Source organism: Bacillus paralicheniformis, from assembly GCF_002993925.1.
Lineage (GTDB): Bacteria > Bacillota > Bacilli > Bacillales > Bacillaceae > Bacillus > Bacillus paralicheniformis.
Genome location: NZ_CP023665.1, coordinates 1555607 through 1572010, shown reverse-complemented (window position 1 = coordinate 1572010; position 16404 = coordinate 1555607). Strand labels below are relative to the sequence as shown.

General features: G+C 43.5%; 18 protein-coding genes and 1 riboswitch. Of the genes, 11 read left to right on the top strand and 7 right to left on the bottom strand.

All coding sequences use genetic code 11. The annotated features are described in order from the left end of the window. Nucleotides 1–32 precede the first annotated feature (32 nt). The 5 genes from CP943_RS08055 to CP943_RS08035 all read left to right on the top strand — a co-directional run bounded on the left by CP943_RS08055 (nt 33) and on the right by CP943_RS08035 (nt 3976). The gene (locus CP943_RS08055) at nt 33–1460 is read left to right on the top strand and encodes a phage hydrolase (protein ID WP_020451164.1); all 1428 of its coding nucleotides are present in this window, start codon (nt 33–35) and stop codon (nt 1458–1460) included. 11 nt (nt 1461–1471) lie between these two features. Next, the gene (locus tag CP943_RS08050; RefSeq protein ID WP_020451163.1) at nt 1472–1804 is read left to right on the top strand and encodes a hypothetical protein; all 333 of its coding nucleotides are present in this window, start codon (nt 1472–1474) and stop codon (nt 1802–1804) included. A 555-nt stretch (nt 1805–2359) separates the two neighbouring features. After that, a complete protein-coding gene (locus CP943_RS08045) occupies nt 2360–2842 on the top strand; it encodes a DUF2975 domain-containing protein (protein WP_020451162.1) in 483 nt (160 codons plus the stop codon). A gap of 10 nt (nt 2843–2852) precedes the next feature. After that, entirely contained in the window at nt 2853–3074 is a 222-nt protein-coding gene (locus tag CP943_RS08040) for a helix-turn-helix domain-containing protein (RefSeq protein ID WP_020451161.1), read from the top strand. A gap of 110 nt (nt 3075–3184) precedes the next feature. Next, complete coding sequence (locus tag CP943_RS08035; protein WP_023857306.1) at nt 3185–3976, top strand: DUF817 domain-containing protein; 792 nt, start codon at nt 3185–3187, stop codon at nt 3974–3976. A gap of 295 nt (nt 3977–4271) precedes the next feature. On the opposite strand, the gene CP943_RS22280 is transcribed toward CP943_RS08035, so the two are convergent. Continuing rightward, complete coding sequence (locus tag CP943_RS22280) at nt 4272–4418, bottom strand: hypothetical protein (RefSeq protein ID WP_020451158.1); 147 nt, start codon at nt 4416–4418, stop codon at nt 4272–4274. Between the two features lie 63 nt (nt 4419–4481). Here CP943_RS22280 and CP943_RS08030 point away from each other — a divergent pair, with 63 nt between their 5' ends. After that, nucleotides 4482–5612 carry a response regulator aspartate phosphatase gene (locus CP943_RS08030; RefSeq protein WP_020451157.1) on the top strand — a complete coding sequence of 377 codons (1131 nt, stop codon included), beginning with the start codon at nt 4482–4484 and terminating at the stop codon, nt 5610–5612. After that, nucleotides 5602–5727: a hypothetical protein gene (locus tag CP943_RS22805; protein WP_023857307.1), complete on the top strand. Its 126-nt coding sequence runs from the start codon at nt 5602–5604 to the stop codon at nt 5725–5727. The genes CP943_RS08030 and CP943_RS22805 overlap by 11 nt, the downstream gene beginning before the upstream one ends. Nucleotides 5728–6382: 655 nt before the next feature. Here CP943_RS22805 and queF read toward each other — a convergent pair. The 5 genes from queF to CP943_RS08000 form a co-directional block, all read right to left on the bottom strand. Then, on the bottom strand, nt 6383–6880 hold the full coding sequence (queF, locus tag CP943_RS08020; protein ID WP_009328607.1) for a preQ(1) synthase: 498 nt from the start codon (nt 6878–6880) through the stop codon (nt 6383–6385). Between the two features lie 21 nt (nt 6881–6901). Next, nucleotides 6902–7633 carry a 7-carboxy-7-deazaguanine synthase QueE gene (gene queE / locus CP943_RS08015; RefSeq protein ID WP_023857308.1) on the bottom strand — a complete coding sequence of 244 codons (732 nt, stop codon included), beginning with the start codon at nt 7631–7633 and terminating at the stop codon, nt 6902–6904. After that, nucleotides 7626–8066, bottom strand: a complete 441-nt coding sequence (gene queD, locus CP943_RS08010; protein WP_023857309.1) for a 6-carboxytetrahydropterin synthase QueD — start codon at nt 8064–8066, stop codon at nt 7626–7628. Before queD ends, queE begins: the two co-directional genes overlap by 8 nt. 2 nt (nt 8067–8068) lie before the next feature. Further along, entirely contained in the window at nt 8069–8728 is a 660-nt protein-coding gene (queC, locus tag CP943_RS08005; RefSeq protein ID WP_020451152.1) for a 7-cyano-7-deazaguanine synthase QueC, read from the bottom strand. Nucleotides 8729–8866: 138 nt separating this feature from the next. Continuing rightward, a riboswitch (PreQ1 riboswitch) is annotated at nt 8867–8911 on the bottom strand. Between the two features lie 81 nt (nt 8912–8992). Further along, entirely contained in the window at nt 8993–10030 is a 1038-nt protein-coding gene (locus CP943_RS08000; protein ID WP_105980912.1) for a YkvI family membrane protein, read from the bottom strand. A gap of 220 nt (nt 10031–10250) precedes the next feature. Between CP943_RS08000 and CP943_RS07995 the strand changes: the two genes are divergently transcribed. The 3 genes from CP943_RS07995 to motB all read left to right on the top strand — a co-directional run bounded on the left by CP943_RS07995 (nt 10251) and on the right by motB (nt 14121). Beyond that, nucleotides 10251–12347: an ATP-dependent Clp protease ATP-binding subunit gene (locus CP943_RS07995; RefSeq protein WP_105980911.1), complete on the top strand. Its 2097-nt coding sequence runs from the start codon at nt 10251–10253 to the stop codon at nt 12345–12347. A 198-nt stretch (nt 12348–12545) separates the two neighbouring features. Beyond that, nucleotides 12546–13349, top strand: coding sequence for a flagellar motor stator protein MotA (motA, locus tag CP943_RS07990; protein WP_020451149.1), 804 nt, complete (start codon nt 12546–12548; stop codon nt 13347–13349). Next, on the top strand, nt 13342–14121 hold the full coding sequence (gene motB / locus CP943_RS07985; RefSeq protein WP_020451148.1) for a flagellar motor protein MotB: 780 nt from the start codon (nt 13342–13344) through the stop codon (nt 14119–14121). The genes motA and motB overlap by 8 nt, the downstream gene beginning before the upstream one ends. A gap of 23 nt (nt 14122–14144) precedes the next feature. On the opposite strand, the gene CP943_RS07980 is transcribed toward motB, so the two are convergent. Next, nucleotides 14145–14600: a MarR family transcriptional regulator MhqR gene (locus CP943_RS07980; protein ID WP_020451147.1), complete on the bottom strand. Its 456-nt coding sequence runs from the start codon at nt 14598–14600 to the stop codon at nt 14145–14147. A gap of 237 nt (nt 14601–14837) precedes the next feature. Here CP943_RS07980 and CP943_RS07975 point away from each other — a divergent pair, with 237 nt between their 5' ends. After that, nucleotides 14838–16349 (top strand): sporulation kinase KinD, encoded by a 1512-nt coding sequence (locus CP943_RS07975; protein WP_105980910.1) that lies wholly within the window; start codon nt 14838–14840, stop codon nt 16347–16349. Nucleotides 16350–16404: the final 55 nt, after the last annotated feature.

Sequence of the window (16404 nt, the reverse complement as noted above, 5' to 3'; positions counted from 1 at the left end):
TAACATTTTACATAGTTTGCGGGGTTATGTACATGAATAAAAAGAGCGATATTCCTAATTTAACAGATAAGGATTATTATTTTCTTAGCCAAAACACATATAGTAGCAATAAAATGAAAGAAGCTTTCAAGGATAGAACACCTATAGAGAGTAAATCAAATAAGGCTTATTACGTTGATAAAATTAAAAGGGACTCTGACACCGGACTCGACGCGTATGTATTTGTTCAAGCGAAGAAAAAGGACGGTAAATGGGTTAAACCTGACACACCAAAAAACGTCGTCGTAGCCTTCGCGGGAACAGATCCTAAGAACCAATTCTTCCAAGATGTTATTGACGCTGACGGCGGGAACGTTGTAATGGGAATTGACCCGAAAAAGAAGGAACACTACATAGTCGAAAAAGATGCGAAAGATACTTCTAAAACACTCGGAAAATATAACGGAACTCCGACACAAGACTCGATGCTTAGCACCGGTAACTACAAGTTAATTACGAAAACGTCCCAAATCGGGCAAGCTGACAATCTGGTGCGGGAAGTTAAACAAAAGTATAAAGGCACCTCGACGGTCATTTCAACAACCGGACATTCTCTCGGCGGCGCAGAGGCTGAATACAGTGCGGTCAACAATAATGTCTATGCCGTAGCGTTTAACAGCCCTTCAATCGTCCACCTACACTCTGCGGAGCAGCAAAAAAAAATTAATAACGGTGAATATGACCGATCCATAAAATCGATTATCAACCCGGATGATATGGTCGGGGCCGGCTGGTGGAACGAGTATGACCGGCACAACGGTACGACAATTTATACGAAGGACCCTGAATTATCAAATGCGGTGCGCGAGGCGAGAATGCAGGGCGATGTATTCCAACAAATCGGGCAAAACGCTGGGTATTTCTTTCAGACCGCAATCTTAGGAATGCCTGATACGCATTGGGTCGGAAGTAATAACTTCACCTTCGACGAAAACGGCAACGTTCAAAATATAGAGGGCGATGAGCTCATTTATGACAAAAATTTAAAAGCGATGCTCCCACCGGAAGTTGCATCCGGAAGTGGCGCAATTAAAGTAACACCCGCCGTTGCCAAACAGCTCGCGCAAAAAGTAAATGCGATGATCAACGATCTGCGGACGATGAAACGCGAAGCCGAAAACGCTTATCAGGAACACGACGCCGAAATCAACGACCTGAAACACGATACCTACCGTCAAGTCGGCCACGGTTTATACGACAAGCTGACACTCGAAGATGTAAACAATACGCTGAAAAACCTGGCGCAGTCGTTTGACAAAAAAGGCAATCCGCTCTTTTACGATGTTCATGCCGAAAAAGCGTACATCGCCTCATTACAAAATACGATTTCAGATTTAGAAGACATCAGCAGGCACCTTGCTCAGATCGCAAAAGATTTTAAATCAAAAGATAAAATGCTGGCAAACTGGCTTAAGCTTTAGGAGATGACATAATGGAAAATTTCAATAAACTAGCCTCACTCAACAACTTAAACGGTGATCAAGAAGATACGCTCCTCATACGGCGCAATCAGCTTCAAATGCTGAAAACGGGCATGAGGGTATCAGCCGCAACGAAGCTTGAAGGCATTAAAACGACACTAAGACCGAAGTTTAAGATAGACGATATACAAAAAGAAATGAACAGCGTCTATTCATCGCTTCTCTACAGCTTTGAAGGAAAAGCGCAAGAGGCGCTTGCTCAACGAATCAGCCAAAGCGCCCAGCAGCTTATTAACACGGAGCAGGACGGAGAAAGTTTTGTGAATGGATTTAAGACGAGATGAAGGCGCCTTAATTGGCGTCTTATTTTTATTTAAATCTAACAACATTCTCTTTTCTGTTTTCACCACACTAATCGTCTTCGGTCTTCACCTCAAATAACTCCTCGACTTCAACCCGAGTCTTCACGTTATGGGCAAAGACATGCCAATCGGTAGCTGTTTTATTGTCTCCTTGTTGACACATATTCCTTTATGGTACGTTTGAGCTTTTTCACCCTAGGATTTATTTGACGATATGGTTCTGCTGAGTTCCGGTTAACTATCGCATAACCAGCGTTTTTCAATCCATTGACTGTCTCGAACCTGCGTTCATATAAGCTATCGTTCGAAAGACGCTTTAAGCTTGATCTTTTCGTTTGGCGGAAGCCGCAAAGGTCCAAAAGAGGTGATGTATACTCCGCTGACGTATTTCTTTGCATAGCTTTATAAACGCTTGTCTAAAATCAAAAAGATATCATACCATAACAACAACAAAATCACCTTTATCAATAATTTTTTATTGTAAAACGATAAATAATGTGTTAAATTCAAATCGACAAAATAAGTGAGGTGCTCTTTATGAAACGTGGATCAACACTCTTTTTAAAGATGGCTGTTATTCTTATTGGAATCCCAGTTCTTGCTTTGTGCATATTTTTCGTGCCGAAGATAGCGAATTTTGCAGCTGATTTGTATCCAGATATTTCTTATCTGAAATATCTCGTTTATATCGATTTGTATGCAGCGGCGATACCTTTTTACTTTGCTCTGTATCAAGCCTTTAAACTTTTAAGCTATATTGACCACAATAAAGCTTTCTCGAAATTGTCTGTACGGGCTTTAAAGAATATAAAATACTGTGCAATCACCATCAGTATTTTATTAGCGGCAGGCATGCCGCTCTTCTATCTCATCGCGGAGATGGACGACGCTCCTGGCATCATACTAATCGGACTGGTCCTTATTTTTGCTTCAATGGTTATCGCCGTCTTTGCTGCTGTTCTCCAAAGGCTATTGCAAGAAGCGATTGATATAAAATCAGAAAATGATTTAACAGTCTGAGGTGAAAACAATGGCAATTATTATCAATATTGACGTGATGCTTGCTAAAAGAAAAATGAGCGTAACGGAACTTTCTGAGAGGGTTGGAATCACAATGGCGAATCTTTCTATATTAAAAAACGGAAAGGCAAAGGCTATTCGATTATCAACTTTAGAGGCGATTTGCAAGGCTTTAGAATGTCAACCCGGAGATATTTTGGAATACCGAAGTGATGAAGACACCCATGATTAAAAATTTAGCCTATTCGGCGGTGATCTTATGCGCATACCCGTAAATCTGTTTAGCTGCAATACTAAGCTGGCCTCGCATATATTCAGAAAAAAACTTCGGAGGCACACATGATGAGAGCACTAAATCAACTCGTTCGTTTTGGTTGGGAGCAGTCCTTGTCATGTTTATTTCCTGTCGTTATTTTTGCCTCTTTGGCAATTACACAAATCATCCCTCTTCCCTTCCTGCCGCGGTATGACTGGCTGCTCATCATCTGCCTTCTCATGCAGTGGTGGATGGTGTATTCCGGGCTTGAAACAAGGGATGAACTAAAGGTGATCACATTGTTCCACCTTATTGGACTAGCTCTTGAACTTTTCAAGGTGCAAATGGGCTCCTGGTCTTATCCAGAGGAAGGTTACTCCAAAATCTTTGGAGTGCCTTTATATAGCGGCTTTATGTATGCAAGTGTCGCCAGTTATCTTTGCCAGGCGTGGAGGAGGCTTAAGGTTGAACTGGTTAAGTGGCCGCCGTTTTTCGTCGTTGTACCTCTTGCCGCTGCGATTTATTTGAATTTTTTCCTCCATCATTATTGGATTGACGTCCGCTTTTGGTTATCTGGACTTGTAGTAATTGTCTTTTGGAAATCATGGGTCATATACGAGGTTAATGGAATTCGTTACCGTATGCCGCTCGCACTTTCTTTTGTGCTCATCGGATTTTTTATATGGATAGCCGAAAATATCGCAACGTTTTTTGGAGCCTGGACATATCCAAACCAAACCAGCGCGTGGAGTCTCGTTCATCTAGGAAAAGTGAGTTCATGGCTCTTACTAGTGATTGTCAGCTTTCTAATCGTGGCCACATTAAAACTGGTTAAGGAGAAAGATTCCACTAGAGTGGATGCCGGTCAATTTTTATAACTTATTTTAAAGGGTATCAAAGAGCTATGGGACCTGTTGCAGACATCAATAAAAAATTTTCTTTAAGCTGATCATTCACATATCGAATTACTCCTTTAGTAGGTCATAAGACTTGATCACCAAGATTCATTTTCCTGGAGAAAACGTTGAATCCTCCGTCCTCTTACGTATCCTATTAGTTGGAGATCGTTGGCGAATGGATTACGAAATAAAAGGATATGATATTACAGTGGTATACGATTATAAGGAATAACCGGACGGTCTTTATGGCCGGTGAGACAACTGCGATTATCCGCTATTCAAGAGCCCGGTGAAGGACGAAATTTACCTTCGGATGCTGCAAATGTGGCATAAATAAGAGCATATAGAATTCAGGCGCCTTAACAGGCGTCTTTTTGTATTGCTTTAATTGCGGTATGCCGAAAATTTTTTCATTTTTCAACCTATTATCTCCCTAAGTATAGTAATATATTTACAAAAAGGAAATAAAAAGGGAGAGGTGAAAGTGAAACAGTTAATACCCTCGTCAAAAGTCGGAGTGAAAATCCACGAATGGTATAAAATGATAAGAGAGTTTAGTGTACCGGATGCAGAGGCTTTAAAAGAAGAAGTAGAGAAAGAAATTAATCAAATGGAAGAGGATCAGGACTTACTCCTTTACTATCAGTTGATGTGTTTTAGACATCAATTAATGTTAGAATATTTAGAACCTACTAACAAAAGAAAACAAGGACAATCAATACACGAATTGTTGGCCCAAATCGAGGAGCCTCGAAGAGATTTAAATGGCCTCCTTAGTTACTACTCATTTTTCTTTAGGGGCATGTATGAATTCGAGAAAAAACAGTACATCAAAGCGATAGAGTTTTATCGAAATGCAGAAAAGCAGCTATCTATCATTACTGATGTTATAGAACAAGCCGAGTTTCACTTTAAAATGGCTGAAGCGTACTACATCATGAAACAGACGCATGTGTCCATGTATCATATATTAAGAGCCTTTAAAATATATAATAATCACGAACTCTACAAAGTCCGTAAAATCCAATGTTTATTTGTAATCGCGGGTAACTATGACGATTTAATGTGCCACGACAAAGCCTTACCCCACCTGGAAAACGCACTCGAATTAGCGATAGAGATTAACAATAAAAGACTTATTAGTTCTGCCTATTTCAATATAGCCGATTGTCATGAATGTATGGGGGACATTGATACAGCGGTTGAATATGCTGAAAAAGCCGTAGAGATTAACCTAAAAGAAGAATATAACAACCTACCACAATCATTGTATTACTTCACTCAACTTCTTTTTAAGCAGAAAAACTACGAGCGCGCAATCGAGATATTTCGTATTGGCAAACAAACGGCTCGAAAATTCAATGATACCCTATTCACTTCCCTATTTGAATATCTTGAGGCCTTATATATCTATTCTGTGAATAAAGAAGAGATTTTAGAGGTATTTAAATACTTGGAGGAGAATAAAATATTTGCATACATAGAAGAGCTTTCGCTTGAAGTCTCCAACCAATACCTTGAAAGAAAAGACCACAGAAACTCAATCGAGTTCCTTCAAAAAATGATGTATGCGCAAACACAAATTAAAAAAGGGGAGTGTTTATATGAGTATTAAAAAGCTCGTTATTCCCATTTTAGCCGCCGCGATATTAACGATGGGCATTAGCGTTGTTTCAGCAACCGACCAATCTGACGGCGTATATCAAATCGCTACCCGCAAGCAAACGTAAGAAACGCCCCGCATTGGGGCGCTTTTTCATGTCTACAGTTTCTTAACGTTAAACATCGTAATAAACTTCTTATCAGCTGTCGATAAAATACGGTAAGATTATCGTATACCATTCCGACTCAGTGCCAACCTTCCTTTACAAATACTTCAACGCTCCTCCCGTCTATAACGATCGATTGCTTCTTTCGTAAGCTCTCCAACATCTTCACGTTACATATTTGTGTGTAAACGTCAGAATGAGACATGCTCTTGACACTATGTTTTAATCGCCGCTCTTCGTCTCTCCTGTATATACCTCCCATCCCCTCCTCAAAGTCAGAATAACTAAATTTTTATGTTTAAAGAAAAAAACAGAAAACATCTTTTTAACAGGAGGACAAAGCTATATTTTTTCACGAATTAATGAACAAACAAGACTAAAAACAGATAAATACCGAACGCTAGAGCATTCGCAGTTAACGACGAACTGACAAGCGGAGACGTTAACGAGGCGAGTGACGACGAAGTTTCCTCCTCTTTACCCTTCAATTAACAATTCGAATCGTATTTCATATACCCGGACTAGCATTCGACCAATACGCTGTAATTGTTCGTGGAAATTTCGAACAAAAAAGACGCGTAACAATACGCGTCTCGGTCACACAGCGATGCACCTCTTACCGATTATCAATCGTCTCCGGATACAGATCATGATTCATCATCCGATACTCGGCCATTTTTTCATACTTTGTACCGGGCTTGCCGTAGTTTGTGTACGGGTCGATCGAGATTCCGCCTCTCGGGGTGAATTTGCCCCAGACTTCGATGTAGCGCGGATCCATCAGCTCAATTAAATCGTTCATGATGATGTTCATGCAGTCTTCGTGAAAATCGCCGTGATTTCGGAAACTGAAGAGATACAGTTTCAAAGACTTGCTTTCTACCATTTTTTTATCAGGGATGTAACTGATATAGATCGTGGCAAAATCGGGCTGTCCGGTTTTCGGGCACAGGGATGTGAATTCAGGGCAGTTGAATTTCACGAAGTAGTCCCTGTTTTCGTGTTTATTCGGGAAAGACTCAAGCACTTCCGGAGAATAGTCAAACAAATAATTGGTGCCTTGATTTCCAAGAAGGGTTACGCCTTCGAGTTCTGAATCTTTTCTTGTGGTCATCATTCATCTTCCTTTCTTCAATCAAACGCCTCGTTTGTTACCCCAGATCAGGGTGTGGAGCTGCGGGAGAACGCGGACGCGGTTCAATTCAGGGTCGCGCGTGACCGCTTCTACCAGCTGTTCATACTTTTGAAGCAGCCGTTCGACGAGCCGCACTTGGTCTTCTGTATGAACGTCGTCATTTCCGACTTGGAGAAAGAACGGGACATCAGGATAACGCTGGTGAACTTGCTTTGCAAATTGAAGGTCTTCCGCCGTGAATATGACGACCTTCAAACTTGCCGCTGCCGCCTGACCGTGCTCTTTCAGTTTTTCAACAATATGATCAAGCTTGTTAAAATCGGTTTTCATATTGGAGCTCGGCGGCTTTGGCGAAATTGTTAAATCATCGATTCCGGCAAACCAGTCTTGATAAAACGTCCCTTGCGTCTCAAGCGCTGTCCGTATACCGTTTTCTTTTAAAAGGGAAATCAGTCCGTCCAGCTGTTTTAAAAGCGCCGGGTTGCCTCCTGAAATCGTAACGTGCGAGAAGGCGTTTCCGCCGATGTCTTTAAGAGATTCGTATACTTCTTCCGCGGTCATCCATTTGATGTCTTTTTTCGCCGAACCGTCCCAGGTAAAAGCTGAATCGCACCAGCTGCACGAATAGTCGCAGCCGGCTGTTCTGACAAACATCGTTTTTTGCCCGATGACCATCCCCTCTCCCTGAACCGTCGGACCGAAAATTTCAAGTACGGGAATCGGCTTAGCCATTGTGAACACCCGGTTTCGGACGGTAGACGACATAGCTTGTCGGCGTTTCCCTGACAAACACCTGAACGCAATGCGGACGGTTTTTGAGATCTTTCAAATAAGCCTCTGTTTTATCGTAAATCGTTTTCGCCACCACTTCTGTCGAAGGGATCCGATCCGCGCTTTCACCCGAAAATTCCTGATGGTCATTTAAAAGCGTATGATCGTATTCCCCGTGGATCAATTTTTTAATGGTGCTGAAGTTGACAAGGAATCCTGATTCATTCAATTCATCCCCGGCAATCGTGATATTGATTGTATACGTATGGCCGTGGACTCTGCTGCATGCGCCCGCATCCTCTCTCGGAATAAAATGCGCGGCTGACATCTGCATATCTTTATTTAGTTCAAAAGAGTAAGGATGGCTTGGTTGCGGGTAAATTTGTGTAAGCACTGTTAAGCTCGCTCCTTTTTCATTTTCATATATTCATTGTAGCCATTCGCCCGAAGCTTGCAGGCCGGGCATTCGCCGCAGCCGTCGGCAATGATTCCGTTGTAGCACGTCAGCGTCTCGTTTTTCACGAAATCAAGCGCATCAAGCTCATCGGCGAGCTCCCACGTTTCCGCCTTGTTCAGCCACATCAGCGGCGTGTGGATGACAAACGGGCGCTCCATCGCCAAGTTGACAGTGACATTGCAGGATTTGACGAACTCATCCCGGCAATCCGGATAGCCGCTGAAATCCGTCTCGCATACACCTGTTATGATGTGCCGCGCGCCGACCTGGTAGGCGAGGATCGAAGCGAACGATAAAAACACGAGGTTGCGTCCCGGAACAAAAGTGGACGGAAGTTCGCCTTCTTTCGCCTCAATCTCGATATCATCCCTTGTCAAAGCATTCGGCGCGAGCTGATTTAACAGTTCCATATCAAGAAGGTGATGCTTGACGCCAAGCTTTTCAGCGATCTTTTTCGCGACTTCGATTTCCTCTCGGTGCCGCTGATTATATTGGAAGGTGACCGCTTCCACCTCCTGAAATTGCCGAAGCGCCCACAAAAGGCAAGTCGTACTGTCCTGACCGCCGCTGAATACGACGATCGCTTTTTCCTGTTTCATAATTCCTCCTTCTCCGCTTTCCGTCAGTATTTCATAAAAGAAGAGATTCACTGATATCTAAACGAAAAAACACCTTTCTCTGTGAGAAAAGTGTTCTAGCAAAAAAACAATAAAAAAGGCCATACCCCAAGGATACAGCTTTCCTTAGTTTTTTATAGAGGGTTTTGCTAGAACCTCTCCCGCAGTTTCAAGCGGATTTTGTTTCAATTTTCCTTCGCCATCTTATCACAAATCGCATGTTTCGCCAAGTGCAATGCCTGCCATTCAACGCTCAGGCACCCTTTTGACGATCAAAAAGAATATAAAGACGAGGCTCAGCTGGCCGAACAAAGGATAAATGGTCGATATCAGTTTTCCGTAGCCGATTTGTCCCGTCAAGTAGATTGTCAGCAGGATGAACATAAATACATACAGGCTTTTCATATGAAGATATTCATTAATCTGCTTTTCAAGACCATATAAATTGCCGATGACCGATGTGAAGACTTCCCCGAAAATGATAAACAGATAGATGATATGGACAGAATGTTGGACAATGAATACAACCTGTGCCATCGGAACTTCGTATAACAGGACATCAGGCAATGTTGAAAGAGACAGAAAGCTCGCGATCAACACAAGGGTAAGCAGACACCCTCCGATTAATGCTCCTTTTATAATGAGCTGTTCAGATTTCAGTTCAGAAGCGATCGGCACGAGAACCGCCTGTGCGAGCGACAAATTAAAAGCGCCGTACGAAACAGCGGATAAAATCCAATCGGGTTTTGCCGCCGAGAATGCCGCCAAATTGTGGATCTCCGGCCCTCTGAAAATAAACGAATCGAACAGGACGATGACTGTGAACAGAAGCAGCAGCGGAACGACAATGACATTGACGCCGAATATCCCTTTAACGCCCTTCATCATGACAAACAGACTCAAGGCAATCGTCGCAATCATCCCCGCTTGGTTTGAAAAGCCGAGCTGTTCCTCAAATATCGCCCCCGCTCCGGACAGCATGACAGACGTCACGCCGAGCAAAATCACGAGCATGAAGACATTGACAAGTTTCCCGAGCGTATGGCCGAATAAATATTGATTCAGCTCCTGATAAGATTTGGCATTGATTCTGACCGCAATCAGCATCATTTTTGCGCCGAGAAATGTAAACATCAGTCCGCTGATCAAAATTCCGGCTAACCCCGGCCAGCCGAATCTTAAAAAAAACTCGACGATTTCTCTTCCAGTTGCAAATCCGGCTCCGACGACCGTTCCTACATAAACAAATGCCAGCTGAAAGGCTGATCCATGTGATTGACTCATACGACTCCTCCGTAAACGAATTCCCTTTCTACACCATATGAGCCATGTCCTTTAAAAAGAAGGACAACTTCTCATTCAGGAACAAAAAGGAAAAAGCATAGAACTTGAAAGTCAAAGAAGGTCAATGTATACTAATAGTCAGAAATGGTCAAACTACAGACCATTTTTTCAAAGTCAATTGGTCAAAAAAGGTCAAATTCAATAAAGGGGGTTTTGGCAAATGCGTTGTCAACATTGTCAAAAAAATGAGGCGACGATTCGCCTGAACATGCAAATCAACTTTACAAAAAAGCAAATGGATTTATGTGAAGACTGCTATAAAGAGCTGACTCAGCCTTCTATGTTTTCAGGAAATCATTTTTTTGGCGGAGGAGGTTCTTTCTTCAGCCAGCCATCACAAGCGCAGACGCAAACCGCTGCCAAAAAAGGCTTGCTCGATGAACTTGCCGTCAACTTAACGAATGCCGCAAAGACAGGCTTGCTCGATCCGGTGATCGGCCGCGATGATGAAGTGGCCCGTGTAATCGAGATCTTAAACCGCAGAAATAAAAACAACCCTGTCTTAATCGGTGAACCGGGCGTTGGTAAAACAGCCGTTGCTGAAGGACTTGCTCTCAAAATCGCCGAAGGCGATGTTCCAAATAAATTGAAAAACAAAGAACTCTACCTGCTTGATGTCGCTTCCCTTGTAGCAAACACCGGCATCAGAGGACAATTTGAAGAAAGAATGAAACAGCTGATGAAAGAGCTGAAAGAACGCAAAAACGCGGTCTTGTTTATTGACGAAATTCACCTTCTTGTCGGAGCAGGCTCTGCCGAAGGCTCCATGGACGCCAGCAACATTTTAAAACCTGCGCTTGCCAGAGGCGAACTGCAAGTCATCGGCGCGACGACGTTGAAAGAATATCGCCAAATCGAAAAAGATGCAGCATTAGAGCGGCGCTTCCAGCCGATCATGGTGCATGAACCGACAATTGAGCAGACCGCGGCGATTTTAAACGGGCTGAAAGAAAAATACGAAGCGTATCATGATGTAACTTACACGGATGAAGCGATCAAAGCCTGCGTCGTTCTGTCTAGCCGCTATATTCAGGACCGTCATCTTCCCGATAAGGCGATCGACCTTTTGGATGAAGCCGGTTCAAAAGCGAACTTGAAAATCGACACGGTCAGCGGTGAACAAGCTTCCCAACGCCTGAAAGAAATCGAAGCGGAAAAAGCTAAAGCGCTGCAGGAAGAAAACTATGAGCTTGCAGCAAAGCTCCGCGATGAAGAAGAAGCACTGCACAAAAAAATGGAAAACCATGCGGAAGAAAAACGGGCAACCGTTAAAGCTGAAGACATTCAAGCGATCATCGAACAAAAAACCGGCATTCCGGTCGGCAAGCTTCAGCACGACGATCAGAAGAAAATGAAAGAGCTTGAAGCAAACCTTTCAAGCCGCGTGATCGGTCAAAAAGAAGCGGTAAAAAAAGTGGCAAAAGCCGTCAAAAGAAGCCGCGCCGGCCTGAAATCAAAAAACAGGCCAGTCGGTTCATTCCTGTTCGTCGGCCCGACAGGTGTCGGTAAAACAGAACTTTCTAAAAGGCTTGCGGAAGAACTGTTCGGCACGAAGGATGCCGTCATCCGCCTCGATATGAGCGAATACATGGAAAAACACGCCGTATCGAAGCTGATCGGTTCACCTCCTGGATATGTCGGCCACGAAGAAGCCGGACAGCTCACCGAAAAAGTCCGGAGGAACCCGTACAGCATCGTTTTGCTTGATGAAATCGAAAAAGCCCATCCCGATGTTCAGCACATGTTCCTGCAAATCATGGAAGACGGACGTCTGACAGACAGCCAAGGACGGACGGTCAGCTTTAAAGATACCGTCATCATTATGACAAGCAATGCCGGAGTATCTGAAAAGCGGACAACTGTCGGTTTTAACCGGGAAGAACAAGTAATGGGCGAACAATCAATGATCGATTCCCTAAGCAGCTACTTTAAGCCGGAATTCCTGAACAGATTTGACAGCATCATCGAGTTCCAGCCGCTCGAAAAAGAAGATCTGGTCAAGATCGTCACTCTCTTGCTGGAAGAGCTTGAAGAAACGTTAAAAGAGCAAAACATGAGGCTTGAAGTTTCAGATGAAGCAAAAGAAAAAATTGCTGAAATCGGATACCATCCGGCCTTCGGCGCCCGCCCATTAAGACGAACCATTCAAACAGCAGTCGAAGATCAAATGACCGATCTGCTGCTTGAAGAAGAACACATCAACGGTTTTGCGGTTATCGTTGAAAACGATGAAATCTTGGTGAAACCAACCGCATAACACACATAACGGCCTCCAATTGCGGAGGCCGCTTTACATACAACGTAAGAATCACAAAAATTCTATTTTTTAACATTAAATAACCCTAAAGTCCCTTTTCACCATGATTTTGAAACAATTTAAGAAACACCCTAAAGTTCCTATCACGCAACACCGATATTAACGATAGAAAAGTTAGTTAAAGGAATTGGTGAAAAAATGGACAAAACATCGTTAATTGGAATCATCTTAGCTATCATCGGAGTAGGTGTCGGCATGGTCATGAAAGGTGTCAGCCCTTCCGTTCTCGTCAATCCCGCGGCATGGCTGATCATCCTTGTCGGTACAATCGCAGCAGTTGTGATCGCTTTTCCAATCCGCGAGATCAAAAAGGTTCCCAAACTCTTCGGCATCTTGTTCAAAGAGAAGAAGATGATCGAAATCAACGAATTGATCCCGATGTTTTCCGAGTGGGCACAAATCGCAAGACGTGAAGGACTTCTCGCTTTGGAAGCAAATTTGAATGAGATCGATGATGAATTTTTGAAAAACGGCATGAGCATGGCAGTAGACGGCCAAAGTGCCGAATTTATCAGGGACGTTTTAACTGAAGAAGTTGAAGCAATGGAAGAAAGACATCAAGTCGGAGCGGGCATTTTTACCCAGGCGGGCACATACGCACCGACACTCGGCGTTTTGGGCGCTGTTGTCGGACTGATCGCCGCGCTTGCGGATATGAGCGACACTGAAGCGCTTGGACATGCGATCAGCGCCGCTTTTGTCGCGACCCTTCTCGGGATCTTCACCGGATATGTACTATGGCATCCTTTTGCCAATAAATTAAAGCGGAAATCCAAACAGGAAGTCAAAGTCCGCGAAGTCATGATTGAAGGCATCCTTTCGATCTTGGAAGGCCAAGCGCCAAAAGTCATTGAACAAAAGCTTTTGATGTATGTCTCTCCAAGCGAACGCTCCAGCATCGTCATCCCAGAAGGAGACAAAGGAGACAGCAGCAATGGCTAGAAAAAAGAAGCACAAAAAAGACCATGAAGAACACGTGGATGAGTCTTGGCTCATCCCATATGCCGACCTGCTGACACTGCTTTTGGCCTTGTTCATCGTACTGTTTGCCATGAGCTCAATCGACGCCAAGAAGTTCGATATGCTGTCTAAATCATTCAATGCCGTATTTACCGGCGGAACAGGAATGATGGATTATTCCAGCTTCACCGAGCCGAAAACGAGCACAACCGAAGATGGAAAAAGCCCTGACCAAGCAAAAGATCTCTCTCAAGATCAAAAAGAAAAAGACAAGCAGTCGCTGAAAAAAATTCAGGAGCAGGTCAACCGGTTTATTAAAGAGAAAAGTCTTGAAAAACAGGTCAATACGAAGCTGACAGACGAAGGCCTCCTCCTTTCCATCGAGGATAATATCTTTTTTGATTCCGGAAAAGCGGAGATCCGCCAGCAGGACATTCCGCTGGCCAAGGAAGTATCCGACCTTCTCGTCTTGAATCCGCCCCGCAATATCGTAATCAGCGGACATACGGACAATGTGCCGATTCGAAATTCTCAATTTAAATCAAATTGGCATTTAAGCGTGATGCGGGCAGTCAATTTCATGGGGCTTTTAATCGAAAATCCCAAGCTTGACGCCAAGATATTCAGCGCGAAAGGCTACGGAGAATTTAAACCGATCGCTTCAAATGACACCGAAGAAGGAAGAAGGAAAAACAGACGCGTTGAAATCCTCATCCTGCCGATCGGCCAGGAAAACTTGAATAAAAAAGAATAGGAAGCTGCCTTTTGGCAGCTTCCTTATTCTTTGCCCTTATAAATATTTCTTGCGTTCAGTCCGACTTTTTTCAGCATTTCGATGCAGGCTTCTTTCTCCTCATCGCTTAACACGCTGATCATGTGGTGAAGCTCTTCTGCATGACCCGGAAAAATCTTCTCCAGGAGCTTGGTGCCTTTATCTGTAATTTGCGCATAGGTCACCCTGCGGTCGGTCGCACAGGCTCTTCTCGCGATCAGCTCCTTTTGCTCAAGCTTGTCAACCACATATGTAATACTCCCGCTCGCCAGTAGAATCTTATCCCCTATTTGCTGAAGGGGCTGATCCCCTTTATGATAGAGGAGTTCTAAAACGGCAAACTCGGTTGGATTCAGACCATGATGATGAATATGTTTATTCATATGATCATTAATGGATCTGTACGCTCGAGATAATACAATAAATAATTTCAAGGACTGTTCCTGTTCTCTATTACTCATATCTCTCATCTCCAAAGAAACAACTACAGGAAAACATTAATAAACTATGAGGAAAATGTCAACTGTTAACATTCCAACCATGTTATGATGAGTAGGAATCGAACATCAAATAGATATATCCGGAAATTCCCCGGTATTGTGTCCTATTTTCACGGTATTGGTTATCTTTTCTATAAATCGGCTCTCACTAGTGATATAATACCCCTATTCCTGTATCGATTGGGAGAGAGTAAAAATATGCGCAATTTGAAAAATCTATGGAAGAAAGTCAGGCTTTATTTGATCTTGGTGATGATCCCCGCCTTCATTATAAGCTTTTTTGTATACGAACAAGAACGAGAAAATATCACTGAAAAGCACCGTCAGACTGCGACTCTCATGCTCAATATTCACCGCAACCAAATCAACTACCTGATCGGCGAAACAGAAGCAAGGCTCAGCTCCCTTGCCACGGCTCTCAACCACCCTGTTAATGAGCAGCATATCAAACGAATCCTGACGGAAACGTATAAAAAAGAACCGCGTTTTTCGGCTTTATACCTTTTAAATAAAGACGGCGATGTCATGGTGAGCACGTCTCCCGTCAAAGAAAAAAAGAAGGTTTCATACAAGAACATTCTGCAAAAAGCGGAAAAATCAAAGAAATCCGTGATCACAGACGATATACATACAGTGTCGGACAGGCTGGAGCTGAATATTTTTACTCCTGTCTATGACAGCGAAGGCAGAACGACAAATTTTCTGCTGGCTTCGATCCGCGTCGATTATCTGAAAAATATCATGAACGTCCTGAGCCCTGAGCTTTATATCAAAATTCTCAACCAGAAGAATCAGATTGTCTTTACAGCAGGCCATTCTCCTCCTGAGAAGCCGGACGGCGGCACCGTCGATGCTTTTTTGGATCAGATCGACTGGAAGCTTGAAGTTTATCCGGAACCGGTCCAGCTTGATGAAATCGTTCACAGTCTTCTGCTGTCATTTTTAAGTATTTTCATTCTGCTGAATATTATGTTCCTCATGCTCCAGTATGTGCTGCTGAAGCGGCGGACCAAGCAGGAGCGCGCCCAAAATGAAGCCCAGAAGCTCGAATTAATCGGCACCCTGGCAGCGAGCACCGCTCATGAAATCAGAAACCCGCTGACAGGTATCAGCGGCTTTATCCAGCTCCTGCAAAAAAAATATCAATCAAAAGAAGATCAAATGTATTTCTCAATCATCGACCAGGAAATCCGGAGGATCAACCAGATTGTCAGCGAGTTTCTCGTGCTCGGAAAGCCGACGGCAGAGCAGTGGCAGCTTAACGCCATGAATGAAATGATTGACGAAATCATGCCGATTATTCATTCTGAGGCAAATTTATATAATGTGGAAGTGGAATTTCAAGACTGTGGAAAAGACCCGGCTTATGTGTATTGTAAAAAAGATCATATTAAGCAGGTTGTCTTGAACGTCGCCAAAAATGCTCTTGAATCGATGAAAAACGGCGGAAAGCTGCTCATTCAAATCGAACATCATCAAGAGAAGGCGCAAATTATTGTGAAGGATATCGGAGAAGGCATTCCAAAAGAAATGATGGAGAGTATTTTCCAGCCTTTTGTCACGTCAAAGGAAAAGGGAACCGGACTCGGCCTTGTCGTGTGCAAGCGCATCATTTCCATGTACGGGGGAACCATTCAGATCGAAAGCGAACAGCATAAAGGAACGACTGTAACGATTACGCTGCCGACTTCAAAGGAACAGGTTGACTGAGGCTTCCCCGTTCCTGCAAAGAGCCTGCCTTTCACGGCAGCTCTTTTTCGTTCAG